The organism is Candidatus Margulisiibacteriota bacterium (assembly GCA_041658645.1).
Taxonomy (GTDB): Bacteria; Margulisbacteria; WOR-1; order O2-12-FULL-45-9; family XYB2-FULL-48-7; genus JBAZZV01.
In genome coordinates this window covers 61,161-84,788 of the sequence record JBAZZV010000002.1, presented here as the reverse complement: position 1 = coordinate 84,788, position 23,628 = coordinate 61,161, and the positions used below count along the sequence as shown (strand labels likewise).

21 protein-coding genes are annotated in these 23,628 nt (G+C 56.3%); 20 read left to right on the top strand and 1 reads right to left on the bottom strand.

Annotated features, from left to right (window positions below; translation table 11 throughout):
- Position 1: 1 nt before the first annotated feature.
- From secA to WC903_01940, 8 genes are read left to right on the top strand one after another with little or no spacing between them, the layout of a single operon-like run.
- Entirely contained in the window at positions 2-2,503 is a 2,502-nt protein-coding gene (gene secA, locus WC903_01975) for a preprotein translocase subunit SecA (protein ID MFA5892724.1), read from the top strand.
- The gene (prfB, locus tag WC903_01970; GenBank protein MFA5892723.1) at positions 2,485-3,582 is read left to right on the top strand and encodes a peptide chain release factor 2; all 1,098 of its coding nucleotides are present in this window, start codon (positions 2,485-2,487) and stop codon (positions 3,580-3,582) included. The genes secA and prfB overlap by 19 nt, the downstream gene beginning before the upstream one ends.
- Complete coding sequence (locus WC903_01965; GenBank protein MFA5892722.1) at positions 3,572-5,479, top strand: DUF5693 family protein; 1,908 nt, start codon at positions 3,572-3,574, stop codon at positions 5,477-5,479. The genes prfB and WC903_01965 overlap by 11 nt, the downstream gene beginning before the upstream one ends.
- Positions 5,476-6,582, top strand: a complete 1,107-nt coding sequence (gene csaB / locus WC903_01960; protein ID MFA5892721.1) for a polysaccharide pyruvyl transferase CsaB — start codon at positions 5,476-5,478, stop codon at positions 6,580-6,582. The genes WC903_01965 and csaB overlap by 4 nt, the downstream gene beginning before the upstream one ends.
- Positions 6,579-7,562: a GDP-mannose 4,6-dehydratase gene (locus WC903_01955; GenBank protein MFA5892720.1), complete on the top strand. Its 984-nt coding sequence runs from the start codon at positions 6,579-6,581 to the stop codon at positions 7,560-7,562. The genes csaB and WC903_01955 overlap by 4 nt, the downstream gene beginning before the upstream one ends.
- Positions 7,559-8,656, top strand: a complete 1,098-nt coding sequence (locus WC903_01950; GenBank protein MFA5892719.1) for a glycosyltransferase — start codon at positions 7,559-7,561, stop codon at positions 8,654-8,656. Before WC903_01955 ends, WC903_01950 begins: the two co-directional genes overlap by 4 nt.
- Positions 8,634-10,835, top strand: coding sequence for an O-antigen ligase family protein (locus WC903_01945; protein ID MFA5892718.1), 2,202 nt, complete (start codon positions 8,634-8,636; stop codon positions 10,833-10,835). Before WC903_01950 ends, WC903_01945 begins: the two co-directional genes overlap by 23 nt.
- Positions 10,832-12,196 carry a sugar transferase gene (locus WC903_01940; protein ID MFA5892717.1) on the top strand — a complete coding sequence of 455 codons (1,365 nt, stop codon included), beginning with the start codon at positions 10,832-10,834 and terminating at the stop codon, positions 12,194-12,196. Before WC903_01945 ends, WC903_01940 begins: the two co-directional genes overlap by 4 nt.
- Here WC903_01940 and WC903_01935 read toward each other — a convergent pair.
- The gene (locus WC903_01935) at positions 12,193-14,613 is read right to left on the bottom strand and encodes a hypothetical protein (GenBank protein ID MFA5892716.1); all 2,421 of its coding nucleotides are present in this window, start codon (positions 14,611-14,613) and stop codon (positions 12,193-12,195) included. The two genes, WC903_01940 and WC903_01935, sit on opposite strands and share 4 nt — an antisense overlap.
- Positions 14,614-14,673: 60 nt before the next feature.
- Between WC903_01935 and WC903_01930 the strand changes: the two genes are divergently transcribed.
- The 12 genes from WC903_01930 (at position 14,674) to WC903_01875 (ending at position 23,615) form a co-directional block, all read left to right on the top strand.
- The gene (locus tag WC903_01930) at positions 14,674-15,813 is read left to right on the top strand and encodes an NAD(P)/FAD-dependent oxidoreductase (GenBank protein MFA5892715.1); all 1,140 of its coding nucleotides are present in this window, start codon (positions 14,674-14,676) and stop codon (positions 15,811-15,813) included.
- Positions 15,810-16,433 carry a YdcF family protein gene (locus WC903_01925; protein MFA5892714.1) on the top strand — a complete coding sequence of 208 codons (624 nt, stop codon included), beginning with the start codon at positions 15,810-15,812 and terminating at the stop codon, positions 16,431-16,433. Before WC903_01930 ends, WC903_01925 begins: the two co-directional genes overlap by 4 nt.
- 20 nt (positions 16,434-16,453) lie before the next feature.
- Positions 16,454-16,930: a 2-C-methyl-D-erythritol 2,4-cyclodiphosphate synthase gene (gene ispF / locus WC903_01920; GenBank protein MFA5892713.1), complete on the top strand. Its 477-nt coding sequence runs from the start codon at positions 16,454-16,456 to the stop codon at positions 16,928-16,930.
- Positions 16,924-17,625, top strand: coding sequence for a pyridoxine 5'-phosphate synthase (locus WC903_01915; GenBank protein MFA5892712.1), 702 nt, complete (start codon positions 16,924-16,926; stop codon positions 17,623-17,625). Before ispF ends, WC903_01915 begins: the two co-directional genes overlap by 7 nt.
- A 71-nt stretch (positions 17,626-17,696) precedes the next feature.
- Complete coding sequence (gene rpiB / locus WC903_01910) at positions 17,697-18,131, top strand: ribose 5-phosphate isomerase B (GenBank protein MFA5892711.1); 435 nt, start codon at positions 17,697-17,699, stop codon at positions 18,129-18,131.
- Positions 18,128-19,219: an NDP-sugar synthase gene (locus WC903_01905; GenBank protein MFA5892710.1), complete on the top strand. Its 1,092-nt coding sequence runs from the start codon at positions 18,128-18,130 to the stop codon at positions 19,217-19,219. Before rpiB ends, WC903_01905 begins: the two co-directional genes overlap by 4 nt.
- A 48-nt stretch (positions 19,220-19,267) precedes the next feature.
- Complete coding sequence (locus WC903_01900) at positions 19,268-20,215, top strand: hypothetical protein (protein ID MFA5892709.1); 948 nt, start codon at positions 19,268-19,270, stop codon at positions 20,213-20,215.
- A gap of 51 nt (positions 20,216-20,266) precedes the next feature.
- On the top strand, positions 20,267-20,509 hold the full coding sequence (locus tag WC903_01895; protein MFA5892708.1) for a hypothetical protein: 243 nt from the start codon (positions 20,267-20,269) through the stop codon (positions 20,507-20,509).
- A 47-nt stretch (positions 20,510-20,556) separates the two neighbouring features.
- Entirely contained in the window at positions 20,557-20,772 is a 216-nt protein-coding gene (locus tag WC903_01890) for a hypothetical protein (protein MFA5892707.1), read from the top strand.
- Between the two features lie 33 nt (positions 20,773-20,805).
- Complete coding sequence (locus WC903_01885; protein ID MFA5892706.1) at positions 20,806-21,102, top strand: hypothetical protein; 297 nt, start codon at positions 20,806-20,808, stop codon at positions 21,100-21,102.
- A gap of 70 nt (positions 21,103-21,172) precedes the next feature.
- Positions 21,173-21,514, top strand: a complete 342-nt coding sequence (locus tag WC903_01880) for a hypothetical protein (protein ID MFA5892705.1) — start codon at positions 21,173-21,175, stop codon at positions 21,512-21,514.
- Between the two features lie 22 nt (positions 21,515-21,536).
- Positions 21,537-23,615, top strand: a complete 2,079-nt coding sequence (locus WC903_01875; protein MFA5892704.1) for a hypothetical protein — start codon at positions 21,537-21,539, stop codon at positions 23,613-23,615.
- The last annotated feature ends 13 nt before the right edge of the window (positions 23,616-23,628 follow it).

The window sequence follows — 23,628 nt, the reverse complement described above, 5'->3', positions numbered from 1 at the left end:
CATGCTGCCATGGCTCACCAAGTTATTTAACGCTGGCGCTGAGCGAAAATTAAGTTCGCTCCAGCCGCTGGTCGACCAGATCAACTCTTTCGAACCCGAACTGAAAAAACTGTCCGACGAAGAACTGCGTGCCAAGACCGCGGAGTTCCGCCGGGAGCTAGCCGCTGGAAAAACATTCGATGACCTCCTCCCCGCCGCTTTTGCCGCGGTGCGCGAAGCTTCCTGCCGGACCACCGGCCTGCGCCACTTCGATGTCCAGCTGATCGGCGGGATCGTCCTCCACCAGGGGAAGATCGCCGAAATGAAGACCGGTGAAGGAAAAACCCTGGTCGCCACTCTCCCCATTTATCTCAACGCCCTGGAGGGGAAGGGGACGCACGTCGTCACGGTCAACGATTACCTGGCCCATCGCGACATGGAATGGATGGGGCCGATCTACAGGGCGCTCGGCTTGACCGTCGGTTGTGTCCAGCACGACATGGAGCCGCCGGAGCGCAAGCTGGCCTATGCCTGTGATGTCACCTACGGCACCAACAACGAGTTTGGTTTCGACCATCTGCGCGATAACATGGCCCTCTCGCTTTCGGACTGTGTCCAGCGCGACCTCCATTACGCCATCGTTGACGAGGTTGACAGCATCCTGATCGATGAGGCCCGCACCCCGCTGATCATCTCCGGCATGGTTGAAGACAGCGTGACCAATTATCTCAAGGCCAACGACGTGGTCAAAAAACTGCACCGGAGCACCGATTTCACGACCGACGAAAAGACCAAGAATGCCGTGCTGACCGAACATGGCACGCGCAAGGTCGAGAAAATGCTTAACCTCGATTACCTCTTCGACATCGGGCATATCGAGCTGGCCCACCAGATCCTCTCCTCGCTGCGCGCCTGGCATCTCTTCCAGAAGAACATCGATTATGTCGTCAAGGACGGCGAGGTTATCATTGTCGACGAATTCACCGGCCGCCTGATGGTCGGTCGGCGTTATTCCGACGGACTCCACCAGGCGATCGAGGCCAAGGAAGGGGTCGAGGTCCAGCAGGAGTCGCAGACCCTGGCCACGATCACTTTCCAGAACTATTTCCGGCTCTTCAAGAAACTGTCCGGCATGACCGGTACCGCCAAGACCGAAGAAGGGGAGTTTTGGAAGATCTACAAACTGGAAGTGCTGGAGGTCCCGACCCACCATCCGATGGTCCGGACCGACCATTCCGACCTGGTCTATAAGAACAAGCGGGCCAAATTCCGCGCGGTGGTAGGCGAGATCGCCGAGTGGCACAAAAAAGGGCGGCCGGTCCTGGTTGGGACGATCTCGATCGAGAATTCCGAACTGGTCGCCGAAATGCTGCAGCGGCGGGGTGTGCCGCACCACGTCCTTAATGCTAAGCACCACGAACGCGAGGCGGAGATCATCTCCCGGGCGGGCCAGCCGGGGGCGGTCACCATCTCGACCAACATGGCGGGCCGCGGGACCGATATCGTTCTGGGCGAAGGGGTACCGGCGCTGGGCGGCTTGCACGTCATTGGCACCGAGCGGCACGAAAGCCGGCGGATCGACAACCAATTGCGCGGCCGGGCCGGCCGGCAGGGTGACGCCGGGTCGACCCGCTTCTACGTTTCGCTCGAGGATGAATTGATGAAACTTTTCGGCTCCAACCGGGTTTCCGGGATGATGGAGCGGCTCGGGATCGAAGAAGATGTGCCGATCGAACATGGCTTGATCTCCCGGGCGATCGAGAACGCCCAGAAGAAGGTTGAGCAATACCATTTCGGCATTCGCAAGCAGGTCCTCGAGTTTGACGACGTCATGAACAAACAGCGCGAGACGATCTACGCCCTCCGCCGCCGCATCCTGGAAGGGAAAGAGTTGCGGGCGAAGGTGCTGGAAATGATGGGCCAGACGGCCGGCGAATGGCAAAACGATTTCCTGCCGGAAAAGATCAGTCCGGAAGAATGGGATTGGGACGGGCTCTTCAAGGCGGTCAACGAGGTTATTCCGGTGATCGGCCTCGACAAGCTCAAAGAGCGGGGGAAACGGGAGGAGATCAAAGACGCTTTGCTGGCTATGCTCCAGCAGGCTTACGCCGACCGGGAAACGGCTATCGGGCCGGACAACATGCGCCAGGTGGAGCGGCTGGTCCTCTTGCGGGTGATCGATGCCGCCTGGATCGAGCAATTGCACAATATGGATGTGTTGCGCGAGGGGATAGGTTTGCGCGGCTGGGGTGGCAAGGACCCGCTGATCGAATACAAGATGGAAGGGTACGGCATGTTCGGGGAGATGATGCGCGGCGTGCGCGAGCAGGTCATCGGCATGATCTTAAAAGTCCAGATCAGCGGGCAAGAAGAAGCGGCGCCGAAGCGCCGGAACGTCAGCTACGGAGCTCCGCCGAAAGAGGGGGGACGCGCGCCGACCCGGGTTGCCGAGAAGGTCGGCCGGAACGACCCGTGTCCCTGCGGCTCCGGCAAGAAATATAAGAAATGCTGCCTGAAGAATTAAAAGATAAGCTGGGCCGTCTGGCCGAGAAGAGCCGGGAGATTGAAAAAACAGTGGCGATCGAAGCGAAACAAAAACGATTGGCCGAGATCGAGGCGGCTACCGCCGATCCGAAGCTCTGGGAGAACCAGGCCCGGGCCAAAGGTTTGCTCCAAGAAAAGAAAGCTATTGAGAAAGAGCTGAACAGTTTCGCTACCCTGCGCGCCGGGTTAGATGACCTCAAGACGCTGGTTTCGCTGGCTGGGGAAGCTGATCTTAATGATCTGGCTGCCGAATTACATGCTCTGGAAAAGAAAGCCGCAGAGCTCGAGCTGGCGACTTTGCTCTCTGGCCAGTACGACAGCAATAACGCTATTTTAGCGATCAATGCCGGGGCGGGCGGGGATGACGCGCAGGACTGGGCGCAAATTCTCCTGCGGATGTATACCCGTTGGTGCGAGACCAAAGGCTACGGCGTGGAAATGCCCGATATCTCCTACGGCGACGGAGCGGGACTCAAGAACGTCACCCTGGTCGTGACCGGCCCTTACGCCTATGGTTACTTGAAAGCGGAATCAGGTGTCCATCGCCTGGTCAGGATATCTCCTTTTTCCTCGGAAGGGAAAAGACATACTTCTTTTACTTCGGTCGAGGTCATACCGGAGATCGAAGACGACCTTAAAGTCGAGATCAATCCAAACGATTTGCGGGTGGATACCTACCGGGCGTCCGGTCCGGGGGGACAAAATGTTAACAAAGTCAGTTCAGCCATCCGGATCACCCATCTGCCGACCGGGCTTGTTACCCAGAGCCAATCTGACCGCTCTCAACTTGTTAACCGCGACATCGCCCTCCGCCTCCTGAAGGCCAAACTATACGAAATGATGCTGGCCCAGCAGAAAGAGAAGATCGACGAACTGCGGGGCGAAAAGAAAAAGATCGAGTGGGGGAACCAGATCCGTTCTTATGTTTTTCAGCCTTATACCATGGTCAAGGACCACCGGACCGGCGTGGAAGTGGGCGATGTCCAACGGGTAATCGACGGCGATCTGGACGCTTTTATCGAAGCTTCATTGAGAGGAGTGAAAAGGGATGATCGATAAGATTGGCCGGGGTTTTCTTGTTCTGTTGCTAAGTGCCGCGGTCCTTTTGGGCGCTTTCCTCGGGGTTAGCCGTTTCCTCGCGGAACGGGGCGGGAAGTCAGTCGAACTGGTGATGGACCTGAACGATATCAAGCGAATGGCCGCCTATGAGAAGAAGTCGCTCGACAGCGTCCTGCTGGAGATCAAAAAGCTCGGCATTACCGATATCGGGCTTTTTGAACAGACCTTGCCCGATGCCAATGCCGCCGGTGAACTTTATTACGCCAAAGGGACGGGGATCATCCGTTTCAAGTCGCTCCAGGGGAAGGTTAAGCCCGACCGTGTCTACATCTATGCCCCGGACAGCCAGGTGCGGAAGCGGGTCTACAATCAGCTGAAGCTGGCGCTCGGTGAGCGGCCGCTCAAGTTCCTCGGTAAAGAAATCCTCGAGGTTGACGAACTGGAAGAAGAACTGCGGGTGCTTGGCCTGGGGATCTCCGAGTCACAGCGCAAGTACCTGGAGGGGAAGGGTTTCCTCATCGTGCCGCGGGTCTGGAACGATCCGCGTTACCATCTTGGCAACATCGAAGGGAAGATCGAAGCGCTTAAAGCTTACGGCCTGGTCATTTTTGACGGTGAGGAGATACTCGGCTCTCCGGACGCCATCCCGGCGCTGGCTGAAGCGCTGAAAAAATTCAAGCTTAAATACGGCTACATTGAGATCGTCAAGCAGGATGGCGACAGCCAGTTAAAGAAACTGATGGGGGAAGAGGCGGTGCGCGTCCATAGCGTTCCCAAAGATGAGCTGATCAAGCTGGACAAGGAAGAGGCGCTTGACCGTTTTGTCCGGGCCGCCCGGGAACGCGGCGTCCGCTTGATCTATCTCCGTCCTTTTCTCCCGCCGCAGATCGAGGCTTATCCGGTCGCTTACAACTTGAAGTACTTCGGCGAATTAAAGACGCGCCTGGAAGCAGCCGGCTTTCAGCTTGGCCCGGTGGGGCGGACGGACCGGCTTAGCCTGAACCAGTGGGAGATCCTGGTCCTTGGTGGCGGCGTGGTGATCGGGGCGGTTTTTCTCCTCGACCTTTTTGTCACTTTGCCGATCTGGTTGCTTTATCTTCTTTGCCTGCTCCTGATCGAAGGAATATTTCTCGGAGTGACCTCCGGGTATGGTCTACTCCTACAAAAAGGGCTGGCCTTCGCGGCGGCGACGATCTTCCCGTCTTACGCGGTGATCGCCACCTTCGGCCGGCCGATCAAGAAGTTCGGCCCCGGTTTCCTGCAGGGCGCTTTTTCGATCCTGAATGTCCTGGCGGAAACGGCTGTCGGCATTTTTCTGATGGTCGGCCTGCTGGCCGACTTCCGTTTTATGAGCGGGGTCGAGGTCTTCCCGGCGGTCAAGGCGGCATTGATCTTGCCGGTCGCGGTCGTCTTGGCCTATTTTATTCTGAAGACAGGTGAGGGGGATATTCGGCAACGCCTGACCGAATTGCTCCGGACCAAGGTCAGTTTACTAGCCGTCGGTTTGGGGGTGGTCGGTCTGGGGGCGCTGGCCGTGCTGGTCGCCCGTTCGGGGAACTTCAGCCTGCCGGTCCCGGCGGTCGAAAAAAGCTTCCGGAACTTATTGGAAATCCTCCTTTTCGTCCGTCCCCGGACCAAAGAATTCCTGATCGGTTATCCCGCCCTGATGCTGGCCGCCTTTTTTGTTCTTCGCGGCAAGCCGCAATGGCTCTGGCTGTTGGCGGCGGTCGGGGTGATCGCGCCGATCTCGGTCTTCAATACTTTCTCCCATATCCATACGCCGCTCATGATCTCCCTTGTCCGGACCTTTAACGGTTTGGTCCTTGGCCTGATCGTCGGCTGGGTGGCCTGGTTCATCGCCAGCCGTTTTGTGGCTGACTCGGGTGAGCATTCGTGAGAATAGTTCTATCCGGCTATTATGGTTTTGGCAATGTCGGCGACGAAGCGGTCCTCCAGGCGATCCTTAATGAATTGACCAGCCGCGTCCCTGACGCCGAGATCTGTGTCCTCTCCGCCGCGCCCCAACTGACGGCCGAGTTGAACCGGGTCAGGGCGATACCGCGTTACTCTTTGTTCCGGATCATCCGGGAGCTTCGCCAGGCGGATATTTTTGTCAGCGGGGGGGGGACCCTTTTTCAGGACGCGACCAGCCGGCGCAGTTTCCTTTATTATCTTGGCCTGGTTTGGTTAGCCAAGCGGCTGGGCCGCCGGGTCGTTATCCTGGCCCAGGGTTTTGGCCCGCTGCGCGGACGGCTCAACCGTCTCCTGGCCAGAGTGGTCCTGAACCGGGTTGACCTGATCACCTTGCGCGATGACGAGTCGCGCCAGGAGTTGGAACGGCTGGGGGTGGGCCGCCCGGAGATCGTCGTGACTGCCGATCCGACCCTGCTCGACACTGTGCCGCCGCTGGTCGAAGGCCGGAAGGTCCTGGCACTGGAAGGGGTGCCGGCCGGCGTGCCACTGGTCGGGCTCGCCCTGCGCGGGTTGAAAGGCCAATCAGAGCTGGAAAACAGGCTGGCCCAAGAGATCGCGGCGGAACTGAACAGATCACCGCGCCGCCAGCCGGTTTTTCTGCTTTTCCAGTGTCCCGAGGATATGGGGATGGCCCGCAAGGTTATCGACCGCCTGACCGTTCCCTATCACGTCATTTACCGCCTCTGCCGGCCGGAAGAGATGCTCGCCATGTTCCCGCATTTTGACCTGGTCGTGGCGATGCGGCTGCACGCCGTGATCTTTGCCACGCTAGCCAAGGTTAATTGTCTCGCTTTGTCGTATGATCCGAAAGTCAGCTCCTTCGCCCGGTTGGTTGAGCAACCGTGCGTTGAGGTCAGCGCCGGGGCGGAATTCCCCGACCGTCTGGCCGAACTCCTGCTGCGGCCGCTCGACCGGAGACTGGAGCTCGAACTCCACTGCCGGAGGCTCTGCGACCAGGCGCGGCGGAGTTTTGATCTCATGCTGGAGAAAGGTTATCATTTAGACAGGGGGGGAGCAAAGAGATGAAAAAGAAAGCGTTGATCACCGGTATCACCGGTCAGGATGGCTCATATCTCTCGGAATTATTACTGGCCAAAGGATATGAGGTCCATGGTATTGTCCGCCGGGTCGCTTTTGAGGACATTGAGCACCGCATGTGGCGCTTGCGGCACATCTATGACCGGTTGCAGCTGCACTCGGCTTCCCTCGAGAACTACGCCAGCATTTTTAAGACAGTTGAAAAAATAATGCCGGACGAGTGTTATCATCTGGCGGCGCAGAGCTTTGTCAGTTATTCTTTTGAAGATGAGTTCTCCACTATCAACATTAACCTAAATGGAACGCATTATGTCCTCTCCGCCTTGAAGGAGCGCTGCCCGGCTTGCCGCTTCTATTTTGCCGGCTCGTCGGAGATGTTCGGCCTGGTCAATGAATCACCCCAGAATGAACAGACCCACTTCCACCCCAGATCGCCCTATGGCATTTCCAAAGTGGCCGGTTTCGACCTGACCAGGAACTATCGGGAGGCGTACAACTTATTCGCCGCCAGCGGCATTTTATTCAATCATGAGTCGCCGCGCCGCGGCTTTGAGTTCGTGACCAGGAAGATCAGTAACGGAGTGGCTAAAATAAAACTAGGCCTGGACCGGGAGCTGCGCCTGGGTAACCTGGAGGCGAAGCGCGATTGGGGGTTTGCCGGTGATTATGTCGAGGCGATGTGGCAGATGCTGCAGCAGGACAAACCGGACGATTACGTGATCGCCACGGGGGAGACCCACTCGGTCCGGGAATTCGCCGAGCTGGCCTGCCGCACTTTGGACCTCGACCCGGCCAAATATCTCCTGGTGGACGACAAGTTCTTCCGCCCGGCCGAGGTCAATCTGCTCTGCGGCGACTACGCCAAAGCCCAACAGAAGTTCGGCTGGCAGCCGAAGGTCAGGTTTGCCGAACTGGTCAAGATGATGGTGACGGCTGACCTGGCGAGGCTAAAGAACTATCCAAAATGAAGTTGGCGTTGGTCCATGATTTTTTAAGCCAGTTCGGGGGAGCGGAACGCGTGGTGGCCGTCCTGCACGAGCTTTACCCGGACGCGCCGCTCTACACTTCGATCTATGCCCCGGACCGTCTGCCGGAACCTTTCCGGCGGATGGATATCAGGACCACTTTTATGCAGCGGCTCCCTTTTGTCCATCAACTGTTCAAACTCTACTTTATGATCTATCCGCTGGCCTTTGAGGGGATCGACCTGGCGGCCTATGAGGTCATCCTCTCTTCGAGTTCAGCCTTTGCCAAGGGGGTGAGAAAGCAGCCGGGCCAGCTGCATGTCTGTTATTGTTACACCCCGATGCGTTTTGGCTGGCGCTATGATGATTATGTCCGGAACGAACCGTTCCCCGGCTTTATCAAGCAGCTTCTCCCGTTTTTCCTGGAGCCGATCAAACAATGGGACCGGCGCAATTCCGCCTCGGTCGATCATTTTATCGCCATTTCCCGGGTGGTGGCGGACCGGATCAAGCAGATTTACGGTCGTGAATCTGCTATAATTTACCCGCCGGTGGAAACTGATTTCTTCCAGCCGGCGGGGATCGAGCGGGACCACTTCCTGCTGGTCTCGCGGTTGAACGCCTATAAAAGGGTCGAGCTCGCCGTCGCGGCCTGCAAAGAGCTCGACCTTCCCTTGAAAATAGTCGGTGACGGTCCCGATAAGGGGCGTCTGCAGCGGCTGGCGGGGCGCAATACCGAGTTCCTGGGCAGGTTGTCGGATTTTGAAGTCGCTAAACTTATGGCGGAGTGCCGGGCCCTGATCTTTCCCGGCGAAGAGGATTTTGGGATCACGCCGGTCGAGGCGATGTCTTGTGGCCGGCCGGTCATCGCTTACCGGGCCGGCGGGGCGCTGGAAACGGTCATCGAGGATGAGACCGGGCTCTTCTTTGACGAGCCGACGCCGGCCGCGCTGGTTTCGACCCTGCAGAGGTTTAAGTTCAAGTTGTTCGACAAGTCGCGGGTCCGGGCGCACGCCCTGAAGTTCGATAAACGGCATTTCAGCCGCCAGCTGGCAGCTTTCGTTAAGGAGAAATATGAAGAAAAGTTCGGCCGATAATAAGTTCTTCTCGTTCGACGCGCTGATCGAGGTCTGCCTGCTGGTGATCGTCTTCCTGGTCCCAACCATTTTTGACCGGCGGCTCGGCATCGTTTTTTCCGGGGCCAAGATCGCCTGGCTCCGGGTCTTTGTGGTCGTGACCATGTCTGCCTGGGCGATCAAACTGCTGGTCCGCCGGGAACATCGTTTTTTCCGGACCGTCCTGGATTGGCCGATAGCTGCTTATCTCTTGACGACCACGGTCGCCGCCCTGACCTCGGTCCAGGTCTACATCAGTTTGACCGGTTTTTACGGGCGCTTCGAAGGTTTGACCACCTGGTATATTTTCGGCCTGCTCTTTTTGCTGGTAACGAATTTCGTCCATAATTCGGCCCAGATCAAGCGGCTGTTCACCGCGGTAGTTTCTTCCGCCACCCTGATGTCGGTTTATGGCGTGATCCAGCGCCAGGAGATCGACCCGTACATGTGGGGTGGGGTGATCACCTGGCAGCGGGTCATCGGCACGATCGGCCAGCCGAACTTCCTGGCGGCCTACGTCCTGATGGCTTTCTTCCTCGGCCTGGTCTTATTGCTGGAAGAGAAACAATTCCCGAAAAAGATCGACTGGACCGGCCAGCTGGCGCCGCTCGGTTATTTCTTCTTTTCCCAGGTCACTTTTATCGTCATGCTCTACACCCTCGACGCCCAGGATGTCCTGGTCTGGTACCTGGGCTGGGGGCTGGTCACGGCCGGGGCGGTCCTTTTTGCCTTCAATTACGATAAGCTCCATCCGCTGGTCCAGGATGTGCTTTGGGTGATCTGCCTGGCGGCGATGTTCATTTGTCTTAATTTTACCCAGAGTCGCGGCGGCTATATGGGGTTCGGGACCGGGGCGGTCCTTTTTGCCCTGGCGGCCGGCCGGCACTGGCTCTTCAAGAATTGGCGTGAGCTAGCGCTGCTGGGAGTGGTGATCGTGTCTATCACGGCTTTTACCATGCTCCGGACGGAGTATTCCCCCATTGAACGTTTCGCCGGGGAGATCTCGGCCAAGGAAGAGATCTCCGCCTCGGGGGTAAGTTCCAGCCAGCTGGAACTGAAAGGGGCGGCCGGTTCGCGCGGCGAGACCTGGAAAAGCGCTTTTGGCATTATGGCCGATAACCCGCTTTTTGGCGTCGGGCCCGAGGTCCTTAAGATGGTCTTTCCGCGTTATGAGACCGACCTCTTCCGTTTCAAGGAGACCTTCCATGTCAAGCAGGACCGTTGCCATAACGAGACTTGCGACGTCCCGGTGACCAAGGGGCTGATCAGTTTTGCCCTGTACTTCTGGATCATCGCCCTGGTCTTTCGGACCGGTTGGAGCAAGCTCCGGGGGGCGAGCGACAACCAGCGGTTGATGTTGGCCGGCTTAATGGCGGGAAGCCTGGCTTATCTCATTCAGAACCAGTTCAGTTTTGGCGTGGTCGCGATCACTTCGCTTTTCTGGATGATGATGGGGGTGGTGATGGTCGTTGGCCGTGAAGAGGCGAGCCCGGAACCCCGGCAGAAACTGAATGTCGACGAGATCCCCTGGCTCTGGGTTTCCCTGGTCGCCCTGGCCGGCGTTGGGCTGGTCTATTGCTCTTTTTTCTCTTTCCGCTCGGACATTTACTTTAAAGCGGGCAAGACCATGCTCGACATGAGAGCCTTGCCGCAGGCGGCGGAGGAATTGAAAAAAGCCCTGGCCATCCAACCGTTCGAGGGGACGACCGTTTCTCATCTCGGGATCGCCAATCTAAATATGGGCAATACCATTGAAGCTGCCAGGTACTTAGAATACGGGACCAAGATCGATCCCTATAACGCCGATAATTTTTATATGCTGGCCCGGCTTTGTCTGGCGCTGGGTGAACGGAATGGCCCGGTTTATTTCCAGCGAGCCTGGCAGAACAACGAGATCGCCCTGAAGATCGATCCCTACTATGCCGAGGCTTATGAGACAAGAGGTTTCTTGCTGGAGCGGCAGGGGAAACCAGCCGCAGCCCTGGTCCAGTACGAGAAAGCTTTCAGCGTCAACCCGACGCTCCCCGGGCCGATCATGAAAGTGGAGGAGCTGAACCGGCGCCTCGGGCGGCTGGATAATGCCCGGCGGATCTTTGGCGAGATGAACCGCCGCTTTCCGGACAATATTGAAGTCTTCAAGGCCCTGGAACGGGTCAAATGATCTTCAAAGCGCTGGGCGACGCGGTCCTGATCGTGCTCTCTTTCCTGCTCGGTTATTATTTGCGTTTCAAGGTACTCCTTTTTGTCACCCCGGCCTCACTGCCGGTCATTGAAAAATATTTTAACGTTCTCCTGTTCATTACCTTGATCTGGCTGGCGATCTTCAAGTTGACCGGCTTCTACGATAATAAAAAATTCACGGCGTTAGTTGACGAGGTCGCCAATATTTTTGGCGGGGTCACCCTGGCCAGCCTCCTCCTGCTTGGTCTCCTCTTCCTGAACCGTGAATTCTGGGTCTCCCGCCTGGTCGTTTTCAACGCCTGGTGGATAGCGCTGGTCCTCTTTACCGGCACCCGGCTGATCGGCTTTGCCCTGGCCAGGGCGATGCGGCTGAAAGGGGTCGGCTTGAGAAATACTTTGATCGTCGGGGCTGGGGAGATGGGACAATTGCTGGCCCGTAAGATGGAACAAGACCCTGGTCTCGGTTACCGGTTGGCCGGTTTTGTCGATGACGATCCGGCCAGACCGGGACTGAACAGCCAGATAAAACAAATGATCGGCGAGTTGAAGGTGGAAGAGGTCCTGATCGCCAGCTCGCAGCTTCCTGCCGAGAAGATCCTCGATATCATCACCGACTGTGAGCGCCTGGGGGTCGAGTTCAAGATCGTCCCTGGCCTGCTCGAGCTGATCGCCAGCCGGGTTGACGTCGATGAACTGGCGGGCGTCCCGCTCCTGACCGTTTCCGAGATACGGTTAAAGGGCTTCAACGCGCTGTTGAAACGGGGGGTCGATCTCGCCGCCTCCTCGCTGGGCCTCCTGCTGATCTCCCCGGTCTTGCTGGCCTTTGCCGTGCTGGTCAAACTGACCTCGCCCGGTCCGGTCTTTTTTTCCCAACCGCGGGTTGGTCTGGACGGCCAGAATTTTCCGATGTTCAAGTTCCGTTCGATGGCCAAGGATGCCGAAGAGCGATTGCCGGAACTGGCCGGGCTCTCTGAAACGGAGGGGCACCTCTTTAAGATAAAAGATGATCCGCGGATCACGCCGCTCGGCCGTTTTATGCGCCGCTACAGCATCGACGAGTTGCCGCAATTACTGAACGTTTTTTTCGGGCACATGAGCCTGGTCGGTCCGCGCCCGCCGCTGCCGCGCGAGGTCGCCAAGTATAATGCCTGGCAGTTGAAGCGGCTGCGGGTCCGCCCCGGGATAACCGGCCCCTGGCAAGTCTCCGGACGGTCGCTCCTGCCGTTCGACGACATGGTCCGGCTGGATATTTATTACATCGAAAATTGGTCGCTCTGGCTGGACATCAAAATACTGCTGCGGACGGTCCCGGTCGTCTTGACCGGCAGCGGCGCTTACTAGAGAACTATCACCTTGCCCCGTTTTATCTCCGTGCTCCCGTTGGCCGATACTTGCAGTAAATATATATAGACCCCGTTCGGTGCCACTCCCCCAAAATGGTCCCGCCCGTTCCAGCGGACAACGCCGGCCGTCGCGTTAGACAACTCCTTTTTCCAGACGAGCGCTCCGCTTAGGTCAAAAAGGTAAAACTTCAACTCGGCCGGGGCGGAGAGGTTGTAGGTGAAAGCGAGCTCGCCGTCTGACCGGGGTGAGAACGGATTAGGGGCGTAGCCGGCACGATTGACCAGCGCGGCCGCCTGGACCGAGGTGAGAATGGTGAAACTGCTGACCGTCGTATTTCCGGCCCGGTCGGCCGCTTCGATCCGGAAACTATTGTTCCCTCCCTCCAGCGGCGTCTGGCGGACAAAATGGCGGTCGTCCGGCTGGAAAGAATCGACCAGCCGGTCATTATTGTAAATGCTGATCAGGCCGAGGTGATCGTCCTCCGCTTCCCCTTTCAGTAAAATGTACGGTTGGCCGTCCACGGCTTCACTGCTTTCGATCCGCAGGCTGGGCGAGCGGGTATCAACGATCAGGGGATATTTCTGGGCCGGACCGTTGTTGCCGATCCGATCGCGCGGCATGACTTCCACTTCATAACTGCCGTCGAGCAAGAAGGTTTTGGCATAGACTTCTCCGCTTGGGCTGACCTCCAGTGAAATTCCGGCCAACCTGACGATCGTCCCCAGCGGATCTATCCCCGCTCCCTCATCAGTCAGGGGGAGGGTGATGATCCAGGGCGACCGGCTATAAGCGGCCTCGCCGGAGACGAGGGTCAGGACCGGCGGGAGATGGTCGAGGTTGACCAGCCATTCTTTTTCGCCAGTATTGCCGGCGGCGTCGCGCAAGCTAACGCTGGCCCGGTTCTGGCCGTCGAGCAGCTCCTGGGGGAGCGTAATAAAGCCGGAGAGTTTACCCGCCTGTTGGTCATAAGTTAGTTTGTCTTCCAGCAGTTGTCCGTTAAAGCGGAGCTCCGCTTCGCTTTCATCTTCAATATCTCCCTGCAGGTCTTTGACCGTAAGTTCGATCAGGCAGGCGGAACCGGGCTTGAACCAGTCACCGGCTTTCGGTTTCAGCAAGCTAAGCTGGGGGCGGTCGGAGGAGAAGGTGATGGTCCTGGCCAACTGGCTGCTGTTAAGTGCTTCGTCGGTCGCCACCAGGAGGAGTGGATTGTTGCCTGGAGAGAGAGTCAACCCTGTCTTGAAAGAGCCATCCGCTTCGGTGGTGATGATCTGGCCGTTCAAGGTCAAGCGGGCCGTTCCGTCGATCTGGCCGCTGACGGTTATTTCAAAACTGTCGCTGCTTTCGGCGGTCGGGGCGAGGAGGGTGATCCGGGGGGGCAACCGGTCAATGCGGAAACTTTCCAGCGAAGAATAGGCGCCGGTCGTATAGCCGTCAAAAAGCGCCAGTCGGATGAAATAGGGGCTGTCGATCAGATCGACCGGGAGGCGGTAAACCGCTTCCGGTGTCGGCTGGGTGATGAATTCAAAGTTATAAGTGTTGTTCTTGGGAAAAGAACGGTCGGCCGAAAGGTCGAGCCGGCAGATGACCGGGTCGAGGCTGTGCGTCGCGAAAACGACCTCCGGGGTCAGAGTATTGAGCGCCTGGTCTTTGGTTGGGGAAAGAATGAGCGGTAAGGCCGCCTTGACCGGTGGTTCGGGGAGCGGAGTAAAGAGCGGTGTTGGCCCGTTGCTGACCAACAGCCATTTGTCCCCGCGGAAGGCCAGCCCGGCCAGGTCACCGCCGAAAGCGACCGTTTTCGTCCGGCCAAAAGTTTGGCCGCCATCGAGCGAGATCTTCAGGAATGTTTCCTGCCGCTCCAGATAATGGGTCTGCCAGGCGACGGCTATTCCCCAGGGGGAAAGGGTCAGGAGCGGGTTGATGATATCGTCACCTGTTTCCGTCACCACTTTTGCTTCGAAGCTTGCCTCCAGGGAAGCCAGCTGGGGGAGGTTGGCGTAGAGCAGTCGCTTCCCGTGGTTCCGGGTGACGATTAAGCCGTGGACCCGTCCGAATTGGTCGGTAGTGATGGTTGCCGCGCTGACCGCTTCGACCGAGATCTTGACCGGCGGCGCGAACCAGGCGCTATTATTTTGGGCCACGGCACAATAAGCGTCACCGCTGGTGAGATAGGTCAGGATCGTGGCTCCGTCCTGGCCCAGGTTCAGGCTGGCGGCACCGGCTTCTGGCGAGAGTTGGTAGAGGGTCCGGGCCGGGCCAAAAGTTTGGCCGCCATCTAGTGACTTGGCCAGGGTAACCTCGGTCGTCGCGGTGAACCGGAGGCAATTTCCGGCCTGGTCAAAAATTATCCCGGTCGAGGCCCAGCTGGAGCCGCTAATGAGCAGAGCACAGGACAATAGTGAAAGTAGGCGGCGCACGGGTTTATTTTAGCAGGGTTTACTCACGGCCGCAAATAGGCTATAATATTTATTCCGGAGATGAAAAAGAACCTCAAGATCATCGTGGTCGGAGCGGGGCCGGTCGGTTGCTACACCGCGCAACTGCTCAAACATTACGGTTACAACCCGGTCATTCTCGAAGAGCACCCTGAAGTCGGCAAACCGGTCTCCTGCGCCGGGATCGTCGGCAAGGGGATCTTCGAAGAGATGCGCCTCCCCGTTTCCCGCAAGTCGGTCGTCAACACAATTGACGGGGCGAAAGTCTCTTTTAACGAGATCAGCTTTGAGCTCCGCCGGCCGGGGGTCGCCCTGATCGTCGATCGCGCCTCTTTTGATAAGGAAATGAGCCAGAAGCTCGAGATCGAGTTTAGCACCGAGCTTCAGGATATTCACCAGATCAGGGACGGCTACCTCCTGAAAACCAACAACGGCGAGTATTTTGCCGACCTGGTGATCGGCGCCGACGGCCCGAACTCCCGGGTGCGCCGGGCGCTCGGTTTTACTTCCGACATGAAGCTCTACCGCGGCTACCAGTACCGGGTCAAGATGGAAGCAGAGCGGACAGACCAGGTCACGGTCAGTTATATCAAACCTTTTTCCCTCTTTACCTGGCTGATCCCGGAAGGGGATGGGGTCGTCCGCCTCGGGACGATCTGCAACAATCCTTACCAGGAACTTAACAATTACATGGAGAAGAACGGCCTGACCGGGGAGATCATCGAAAAAAATGCCGGGGCGATCCCGATCGGTAACTGTGAGCTGGTCCGGGGGAACGCGGCGCTGGTCGGCGATGCCGCCTGCCAGGTCAAGCCGATCACCTCGGGCGGGATTTATTACGGGATGAAGTCGGCCGAACTGCTGGTCGACTCGATCCGCGAAGGTAACCTGGCGCAATATACCGCCCGCTGGAGCGAAGAGTTCGAACAGGAGATCAAGGTTTGCCTTCTCCTCCGTTATATCCTGGAAAATATGGGTGACGATATCCTGAAAAAACTATTTGAATATGTCCGGGACAATGCCCGGCTGATCGAGCAGATCGGCGATTTCGAGAACCACTCTTCGGTCATCTGGAGCCTCGCTTCCAATCCCCGTACCTACCCGACGATCGGCACTCTACTGATGGGGATGGCCAAAAACCCTAAGTTCATCCTCCGTTCGCTCTTCCGCCTGCCGCGATGAAAAATAGTCACGAAAACAGGAAACCGCGACGTTTAGTCGCAGGTTTCCTGTTAATCCTCTTTTCCTTCCTGGCGCTCGCCCTGGTCCACCCGTATTTTCTACAGTACATGGCTGACCGTTTGGTCGTCCGCGACACTTTGGCCAAAGCCGACCTGATATTGGTCCTGGCTGGTGACGCTAATGGGGAGCGAGTGGCTGAGGGGGTCAAGCTGTATAAGTCTGGTTACGCGCCACTGATATTAATGTCGGGCGGACCGCTCGCCTGGCAGCTGACCTATGCCGACTGGATGAAGAAGCAGGCGATCGCTCTCGGCGTGCCGGCGGCGGCGATCATCACCCAGGGGGAGTCACGCTCGACCATCGAAGACGCTAAATATTCCCTGCCGCTGGTCAAGGGGAGCGGTGCCCGCAGGGTCATCCTGGTCACGTCGAGCTATCATTCCGGGCGGGCGGCCAGAGTCTTCCGCAAACTTTATCGGCCGGAGGGGATCTCGGTCCTTGTCTGGCCGGCCCCGGACCGGCAATTCAATTCCCAACGCTGGTGGACCAGGCACGAGGACCTTTCTTTTGTCGTTTGGGAATATGTCTCCGCGGTCCTCTACTTTTTGAAGGGATATTAGATTTACGGTATAATAAGGCCATGAAAATAGGTATTGGTTACGATGTTCATAAGTTGGTCAAGGGTCGCCCGCTGGTCGTTGGCGGGGTAGAGATCCCGCACGGCTTTGGCCTGCTCGGCTGGTCCGATGGCGATGTTCTCCTCCACGCGGTCATCGACGCGTTGATCGGGGCGCTCGGCGAGGGAGATATCGGCCGGCATTTTCCTCCCGGCGACAAGAATTACAAGAATATTCCGAGCGTTAAACTGCTGGAGTTCGTCCGCGAGCTGGTCCGGGCCCGCGGTTTTTTCATCAATAATATTGACGCCACGGTCGTGGCGGAAGAGCCGAAATTTGCCCCTTATATCGAAGCGATGAAAGGGGTCATCGCCGCCGCCCTCGACATTACCCCCGACCTGGTCAATATCAAAGGGAAGACGGAAGAAAAGCTCGGCTTTACCGGGACGAAGAAAGGAATGAAGGCGTACGCCGTCTGCCTGATCCACAAACAATTATGAAACTCGGCGTAAACATCGACCACATTGCCACCTTGCGGGAGGCGCGACAGGAAACAACTCCCGATCCGGTCGCCCTGGCGGCTGAAGCGATCGCCGGCGGCGCTGACGGGATAGTCTGCCATCTGCGCGAAGACCGCCGCCACATCAAAGACAAAGATGTTTTCCGCTTAAGGGAATTGCCGACCCGGCTCGACCTCGAAATGGCGGCGACGCCGGAGATGCAGAAGATCGCCCTCAAGCTCAAGCCGGAGATGGTGACCTTGGTGCCAGAGAAACGGCGGGAATTGACTACGGAGGGGGGACTCAACCTCAAACCTCAAACTTCAAACTTCAAAATAAGGAAGATTATTCAAAAATTGCAAGCTGCTGGAATATTAGTTAGCTTGTTCATTGAGCCGGATAAGAAGCAGGTGGAAGAGGCGGCGGTCTTGATGGCTGATTTTATCGAACTGCATACCGGGAAATACGCCCGGATCGGATCGCCTCGGGACTTAGAGCGGATCGGCGTGGCGACCCAGCAGGCGAGGCTGATCGGGCTCCGGATCAACGCCGGTCACGGTCTCGATTATAACAACGTCAAACCGATTGCCGCCATTCCCGGGATCGAAGAGCTCAATATCGGTTTTTCGATCATCGCCCGCTCGGTGGTGGTTGGGCTGAAGCAAGCTGTTGCTGAAATGAAAGGATTATTGTAGGGACAACCCTTGTGGTTGTCCGAAAATTCGGACAGGGACAAGCCCTGTCCCTACATTTTGGGGGTAAGTTTATGAAGATAGCAATCGGTTCCGACCACGGTGGCTTTAAACTGAAAGAGGCGATTAAACGATATTTAGCCGGTAAGAAGATCGTCTTCAAGGATTTTGGGACGTACTCCGACGAGTCGTGCGATTACCCGGATTATGCCTATCCGGTCGCCCGGGCGGTCGCCAAAAAGAAGTTCACCCGCGGCATTCTGGTTTGTGGTTCCGGAGTAGGGGTGACGATCACTGCCAACCGGGTCCGGGGGGTCCGGGCGGTCAATGCCTACAGTGAGTACACCGCTAAGCAGAGCCGCGAACATGGTGATGCTAATGTCCTCTGTCTTGGCGGGCACGCTGTTCAGCCGGCCAAAGCGCTGAAAATAGTAGCCCTCTGGTTAAAGACCCAGTTTTCCGGCGAGGCCCGGCATCTACGCCGGATCAGGAAGATCGACCGCGGATGAAAGCGCTCATCATGGCCGCCGGCTACGGCACCCGCCTGGAGCCGCTGACGCTCGCGATCCCCAAGCCGATGGCCCCGATCGTCAACCTGCCGACGATGCGGCATAATATCGAGCTCCTCAAGAAACACGGGTTTGACCAGATCACGGCCAATATCCACTATCACCCGGAGCAGATCGAGAACTACTTCGGCGACGGCGACGCTTTCGGGGTCAATCTGAACTATTCTTTCGAAGAAGAGCTTCTCGGCACCGCGGGCGGGGTGAAAAAGATGGCCCGCATCGCCCGGATCGATGAGACATTTGTTGTCCTTTCCTCTGATGCCCTGACCAGTATCAACCTGACCAAGCTGGTTGAGCACCATAAAAAGAAGCAGGCGCTGGCCACGATCGCTTTAAGCCAGGTGAGTGACGTCAGCGAGTTTGGGGTCGTGATCCAGGATGAGAGCGGCAGGATAATCGGCTTTCAGGAAAAGCCAAAACCGGCGGACGCCTTAAGCGACCTGGCCAATACCGGCATTTACGTTTTTGAGCCGGAGATATTGCCGCTTATTCCGGACGGTTTTCACGACTTCGGCCGAGAGCTCTTCCCGCGCCTGGTGGCCGACCAAGCGGCCATTTACGGTTATAAGATGCTGGAATACTGGAACGACGTCGGCGGGCTGGAGAAATATATTCAATCCAATTACGACGCCTTGAAAGGGGCGCTCCAGATCAGGATACCGGGGAAAAAACTCTCCAGCTCTTCCTGGGTCGGGGAGCGGGAAAAGATCGAGCCGTCAGCCAGGTTCGAGGGGGCGGTCATTATCGGCGACCGCTGTCAGGTCGGGAAGGATGTCTATGTCAAGGACGCGGTTATTGGCGACAAATGCGTGATCGGTGACGGCGCGGTCATTACCGGTTCGGTCCTCTGGGCCGATGTGGTCGTCTCCGCCGGCGCCCAGGTTGACGGTTCCGTTATCGGCAGTTTTTGCCATATTGGCCGCGGGGCGAAGGTCGGGAGCGGCGGGGTCATCGCCAACCGCTGTGTTATCCGGCCCGATTCGGATGTCCCGAAAATGTCCCGCTTAAAGCCTGACACGATATATTAGCAGAACCCGCGCAAGTTTTCCCCTCTTCGCCCCGATTAAACAAGTGGAATGAGCAAACAAACTTTTGCCCTGCTGGCCATCATCATAATGTTAGCCGTGCCCGCTCTTGCCCAGGAAAATCTGGGAGCCCGTCCGATGGGGATGGGGGGCGCTTTCGCCGGCCTGGCGGACGATGCCAATGCCATCTTCATTAACCCGGCCGGCATCTACCAGGTCCAGAGCGAGGCGGTCCTCGTTTCTACCCGCTTATCGGAGGGTCGCGAATATACGCTGATCGGCGGGGTCGAGAACACTCCGCTCGGCGCTATCGGTATCGGCTATGTCGGCTCGACCGACCCGATCATCAGCGCGGCCAGCCTGATCGGCTGGGATGGCGAGGCCCTGACCAGATATTCCACCCAGACCTTGTACGTCAGCCTGGCCAGGGAGTTAAATAAAGAGATCAAGGTCTCCGACAATATGGGTGTTCTTTCTGTTGGCGCCAACGTCAAGTTTTCCAGCCGCAAGCTCGGGACTGCCAAAGGGTTGTCCCAGGATGGCGGCTCGAACATCGACCTCGACCTGGCGACCGTTTTCAAGCCGAACAGCGACCTCTCGCTCGGCCTCTCGTTGCAGAACTTCTTCAGCGGGGATGGCTTAAAAGACATCCCCAACCTGACCACCGTCGAAGAGCGGAAAAGCGCGGTCTTGCTTGGCGCTTCCGGCAAGATCTTCGGCAACAGCGTGACCTGGGTGGTAGAGGGGACAGAGCTTGGCTGTGAATGGCAGCCGGTCCGGGGGCTGGCGATCCGCGCCGGCCGCGGCCTCGATTGCTCGACCGCCGGGCTGGGGATCAATCTCGGCGGGTTTGGCGTCGATTACGCTTATCTTGACAAAGCCGAGCCGGTCCATTACTGGTCGGTTTCCATCACGCCAAAAACCGAATCCAACCCAACAGTTGTTGGGAAAGCGATCGCCCAAAACGAGCCGAAAACGGCCTCGGTTTTACCGGAATAAGGAAAGGATAACATGTTATTAGACGGCATTTCAGCTTCTATGTTCAGGCAAATGAGCCCTAAGACGCTGGATAACGCCCCCAGCAATCAACCGGCTTCCCTCTCTTTTGTGCGCAATCTGATCGAGAATTTCCGGGCCGACCAGGTGACCCGCGGGACGGAGACCTTTGCCGGCGCCATGTCCGACAAAAAACTGTTCGCTGATTTTTTTACCGGCTTGGCCGCGCAAGATGAAGGCCTCGACGAGATACTGAAAAAGATCTCTCAAGTCGAGAAAAAGCTGAAAGAAGATTAATGCAAGTTTTGTCTTTCGGAGTACGATAAGTATAGTGGGAGCGGACAATGGGCAATTCAACGATCGGTAATTTAAATCTTAATAGTCAGGCGAATTCAGGGCAAATTACTGATCTCCTCTCCGATCTAAAGGGCCTCGTTAAGGCGAGATTTGAAGAGAGCGGTCTCGATCTCAAGATCGCGGAAGTTACGGATGCGGGCCCGGTTTCCAAAGAGGCAATTCCGCCGGCTGGTTCAGGCAGTTCGATCAACCAGCTGGTTTGATTCGACAGTATGGCAAAAAGGAGGTGAAAAGGTATGGCAACAGAACTTGAAGGATTGCAGAAATCTTATACGGCGTTAACCGAGCTTGGGAATCAATTAAACGAGCTCACCGTGCAGATTGCTAAATCATCGGTTGACGGGGGTGAGGTTCATCTGACGCAAATGAAGCTGGATGACGTTGACGTGAAATCCGCCGGTGGATTGTTCGCGGTTACCCAGGAAGTTAGTCTTAACGAAAGAGCCCAAACAATTTCAGCCGCGGCTCCGAAAAAGGGAATTGAGCTTACAAAGGGAGCGGCCGTCGATTATAAGAGAACCCAGGGTGGTTAAAAGGTTTATAGGGGGGAGAATTCTCCCCCCTCTCTTTAATTTCGTTCGTCGGGATTAAATGGAGGGAAAAATGGATAAATCGGTCAACAATCAATCAGCCGGGTCGGTTTTTGCCGCCCAGAACAGCGTGCGCTCGGGCGGCCAGGTCTCTGCCGCTGATACCAAAGAGTTCCTGCGGATCATTTTCAAAAAACTGAATAAGATCACGCTGGAGACGTCAAATTCTGAAATTAAAATTGTCGACTTAAGCGTCTTTGGCCTGGGCGAAGTTGACAAGACCTCTTCCGGCGGCCTGATGGCGATCAACTACGCGACCTCCCAATTGGAAAACCAGTACAATATGACCATGGGTTTGTTCCAGAAGCGGCTAAGTTATGACGAAACGGCCGCCAAAATGATGGCCGGCGGTTAAAGCAGAAAAGGCAGGTTGAAAAATGACCGATTTTGATGTAATGACCCCCGCGCCGGCTCCTTATATCCCCAACGTTCCCGTTGACGGGACGTTTGGCGAAGAAGGGGTCTGGGGCAACGAGACGACCGTGCGCGGCCGCCGCTGGCTTTTTTCCCGCGTAAACTTTCTCCAGGAAATGATGAAGTTTTTACCCCCGCAGAGAATAATTTCCAAGATCAGCGGTGAGGATCTTGCCGGGACGCTTGATGAACCCGGCGCCACGCATCACATGAAGCTGCGTTTTTCTATGTCTGACTCGAATGGCAACGGGATAAACGATCAGTTAGAGCCCGGTGTTCCTTTGGAATTTTGGGGGGAGAAAACAATAAATAAAGAAAAACAAACTCCCGGTCTTGATTATTATTTTGGCGCCTCGGATTTCCAGCACTTTAATTATGTGGGCAATGCCAAATCCCCCAAGATATACGATGAATTTAATCAGGTCCAGTATACCGATGGCAGTCTCGGAAGTATAGATGAAGCGATCGACGCGTATGAATTTGACGATATGAGCTATGTCTATAAACGCACCGGTTCCGGGACGGCCGGAGCGGAGCTTGGCTATGTGCCGGACTATTCAACCCTTTTTAAGGAAAAAAAAGCCGGTTTGAATGTCAACCGCAACTATTATGAATTTGTATATGAAAACTTTAAACAAAATAGTAATAATCCAGGACCGGAGCAGGGGATCGCCTGGATACTCGGGCTGATCGAATCAAAAAGACGGATCGCTTACGCCATGACTGACCTTTTTGGCAGTCACCGGCCGCAAGCTAAGAGCTATGATTTTGGGTATGGTGTAACGCAGAATGCCCTCTCCTACGGTGCCCTTGACGAGCTGACTGACGCTGATAAAATGAAAAAAATAGCTTCCTGGTCGGATAATAAGCCGACCGACTGGCGGGGGCAGGAATCGGGCCAGCTTAATCAATTTCTTTTCACTGAATACTATGAACTGTGGGATACCGCCGGGCAATGGATCGGCGCGCTTTCGGCCGGGAGAGGATGGAATGGCGACTTTGATCCCTTCAAAGGCGGCGGTTGGGGCGATCCGCAAGCTCCATTTACTAAGTATAAAGCCTGGATTGACAGTGTTTTTGCCCAGTTTGATAATAGCTGGGTATTTAACGGAAGTTTTGCCGGCACCAAAAATGCCCTGGCCAGCGCGACCAGCGTGGAGCAGGTCTTAAATGCGCTGGGCGGCCTCAAGATCAAAACGGCCAATATTACTAAAATTATAGACGATTTAAAGCAGGGAAATATATCGGTTAAAGATGCCGTTAGTGGTCTATCTGGATATTTGAATGGATTTAAAAGTGACGATGACTATAAAAAACATGTGGTAACCAGTCTAAAAGCGGAGTTTTACGGCCACCTGGAAGAGAATAACGTTTATTATCCTAAAAAAGTAGGCGAATCAGAAGGTATTTCCATGTATCCTATCTCTTCTGAAGGCTATAACTTTCAGGATAGAGCTTGGCTGGGTTCACCCGGTGCTGATCTGCAGAACTGGATGTTGAATGTCGAAGGTTGGGACGGGGGGGGCAGCTGGACCGATTTGCCGGTTATTGAAGGCGGCAGTGATCTGCTTTGGTATAATGTTCAGGTGGCGAATGTCAGGGGGAGCGCCCGCGGTCTGTTTGTCGGTCTGAACTATTTCAATCTGAGCCGAAACTCGACCGCCCACTTGTGGCAGAATAACGAGGACCTGGGCACGGTTAATCTTTATAATAATTCCTACAATTTCCGGGCTTACAGTAATTTGCTTAACAAAGCCATGGCTTATCTTGATTATACGATACAGATAAGTCAAATAAATAAATTTAATCGGAACGGACATGAGCGAAAAACCGAAGATTATAAAAAGGAAAAGGAAAAAGTTCGGGATGATAAATGGGAAACGGCTGTTGCCGAAGCGAAAAGCGCGGCCAGAGCAAGAGCTAAAACGGGCGAAGCCAAGGCCGCGTCCGAAAAGGCCAAACAGCAGAAGGTCGCGGTTGAAAAAACGGCCGCCGCCCGGTCGGACAATCTCAAAACGCTAAGGCAGAAAAATAAAAAGTGATCACGCAAGTATT

Excerpts from the sequence above, each read along its gene's own strand:
- secA (MFA5892724.1), top strand. The coding sequence starts at position 2 with ATGCTGCCATGGCTCACCAAGTTATTTAACGCTGGCGCTGAGCGAAAA.
- prfB (MFA5892723.1), top strand. The coding sequence starts at position 2,485 with ATGCTGCCTGAAGAATTAAAAGATAAGCTGGGCCGTCTGGCCGAGAAG.
- WC903_01965 (MFA5892722.1), top strand. The coding sequence starts at position 3,572 with ATGATCGATAAGATTGGCCGGGGTTTTCTTGTTCTGTTGCTAAGTGCC.
- WC903_01955 (MFA5892720.1), top strand. The coding sequence starts at position 6,579 with ATGAAAAAGAAAGCGTTGATCACCGGTATCACCGGTCAGGATGGCTCA.
- WC903_01950 (MFA5892719.1), top strand. The coding sequence starts at position 7,559 with ATGAAGTTGGCGTTGGTCCATGATTTTTTAAGCCAGTTCGGGGGAGCG.
- WC903_01945 (MFA5892718.1), top strand. The coding sequence starts at position 8,634 with ATGAAGAAAAGTTCGGCCGATAATAAGTTCTTCTCGTTCGACGCGCTG.
- WC903_01940 (MFA5892717.1), top strand. The coding sequence starts at position 10,832 with ATGATCTTCAAAGCGCTGGGCGACGCGGTCCTGATCGTGCTCTCTTTC.
- WC903_01930 (MFA5892715.1), top strand. The coding sequence starts at position 14,674 with ATGAAAAAGAACCTCAAGATCATCGTGGTCGGAGCGGGGCCGGTCGGT.
- WC903_01925 (MFA5892714.1), top strand. The coding sequence starts at position 15,810 with ATGAAAAATAGTCACGAAAACAGGAAACCGCGACGTTTAGTCGCAGGT.
- ispF (MFA5892713.1), top strand. The coding sequence starts at position 16,454 with ATGAAAATAGGTATTGGTTACGATGTTCATAAGTTGGTCAAGGGTCGC.
- rpiB (MFA5892711.1), top strand. The coding sequence starts at position 17,697 with ATGAAGATAGCAATCGGTTCCGACCACGGTGGCTTTAAACTGAAAGAG.
- WC903_01905 (MFA5892710.1), top strand. The coding sequence starts at position 18,128 with ATGAAAGCGCTCATCATGGCCGCCGGCTACGGCACCCGCCTGGAGCCG.
- WC903_01900 (MFA5892709.1), top strand. The coding sequence starts at position 19,268 with ATGAGCAAACAAACTTTTGCCCTGCTGGCCATCATCATAATGTTAGCC.
- WC903_01895 (MFA5892708.1), top strand. The coding sequence starts at position 20,267 with ATGAGCCCTAAGACGCTGGATAACGCCCCCAGCAATCAACCGGCTTCC.
- WC903_01890 (MFA5892707.1), top strand. The coding sequence starts at position 20,557 with ATGGGCAATTCAACGATCGGTAATTTAAATCTTAATAGTCAGGCGAAT.
- WC903_01885 (MFA5892706.1), top strand. The coding sequence starts at position 20,806 with ATGGCAACAGAACTTGAAGGATTGCAGAAATCTTATACGGCGTTAACC.
- WC903_01880 (MFA5892705.1), top strand. The coding sequence starts at position 21,173 with ATGGATAAATCGGTCAACAATCAATCAGCCGGGTCGGTTTTTGCCGCC.
- WC903_01875 (MFA5892704.1), top strand. The coding sequence starts at position 21,537 with ATGACCGATTTTGATGTAATGACCCCCGCGCCGGCTCCTTATATCCCC.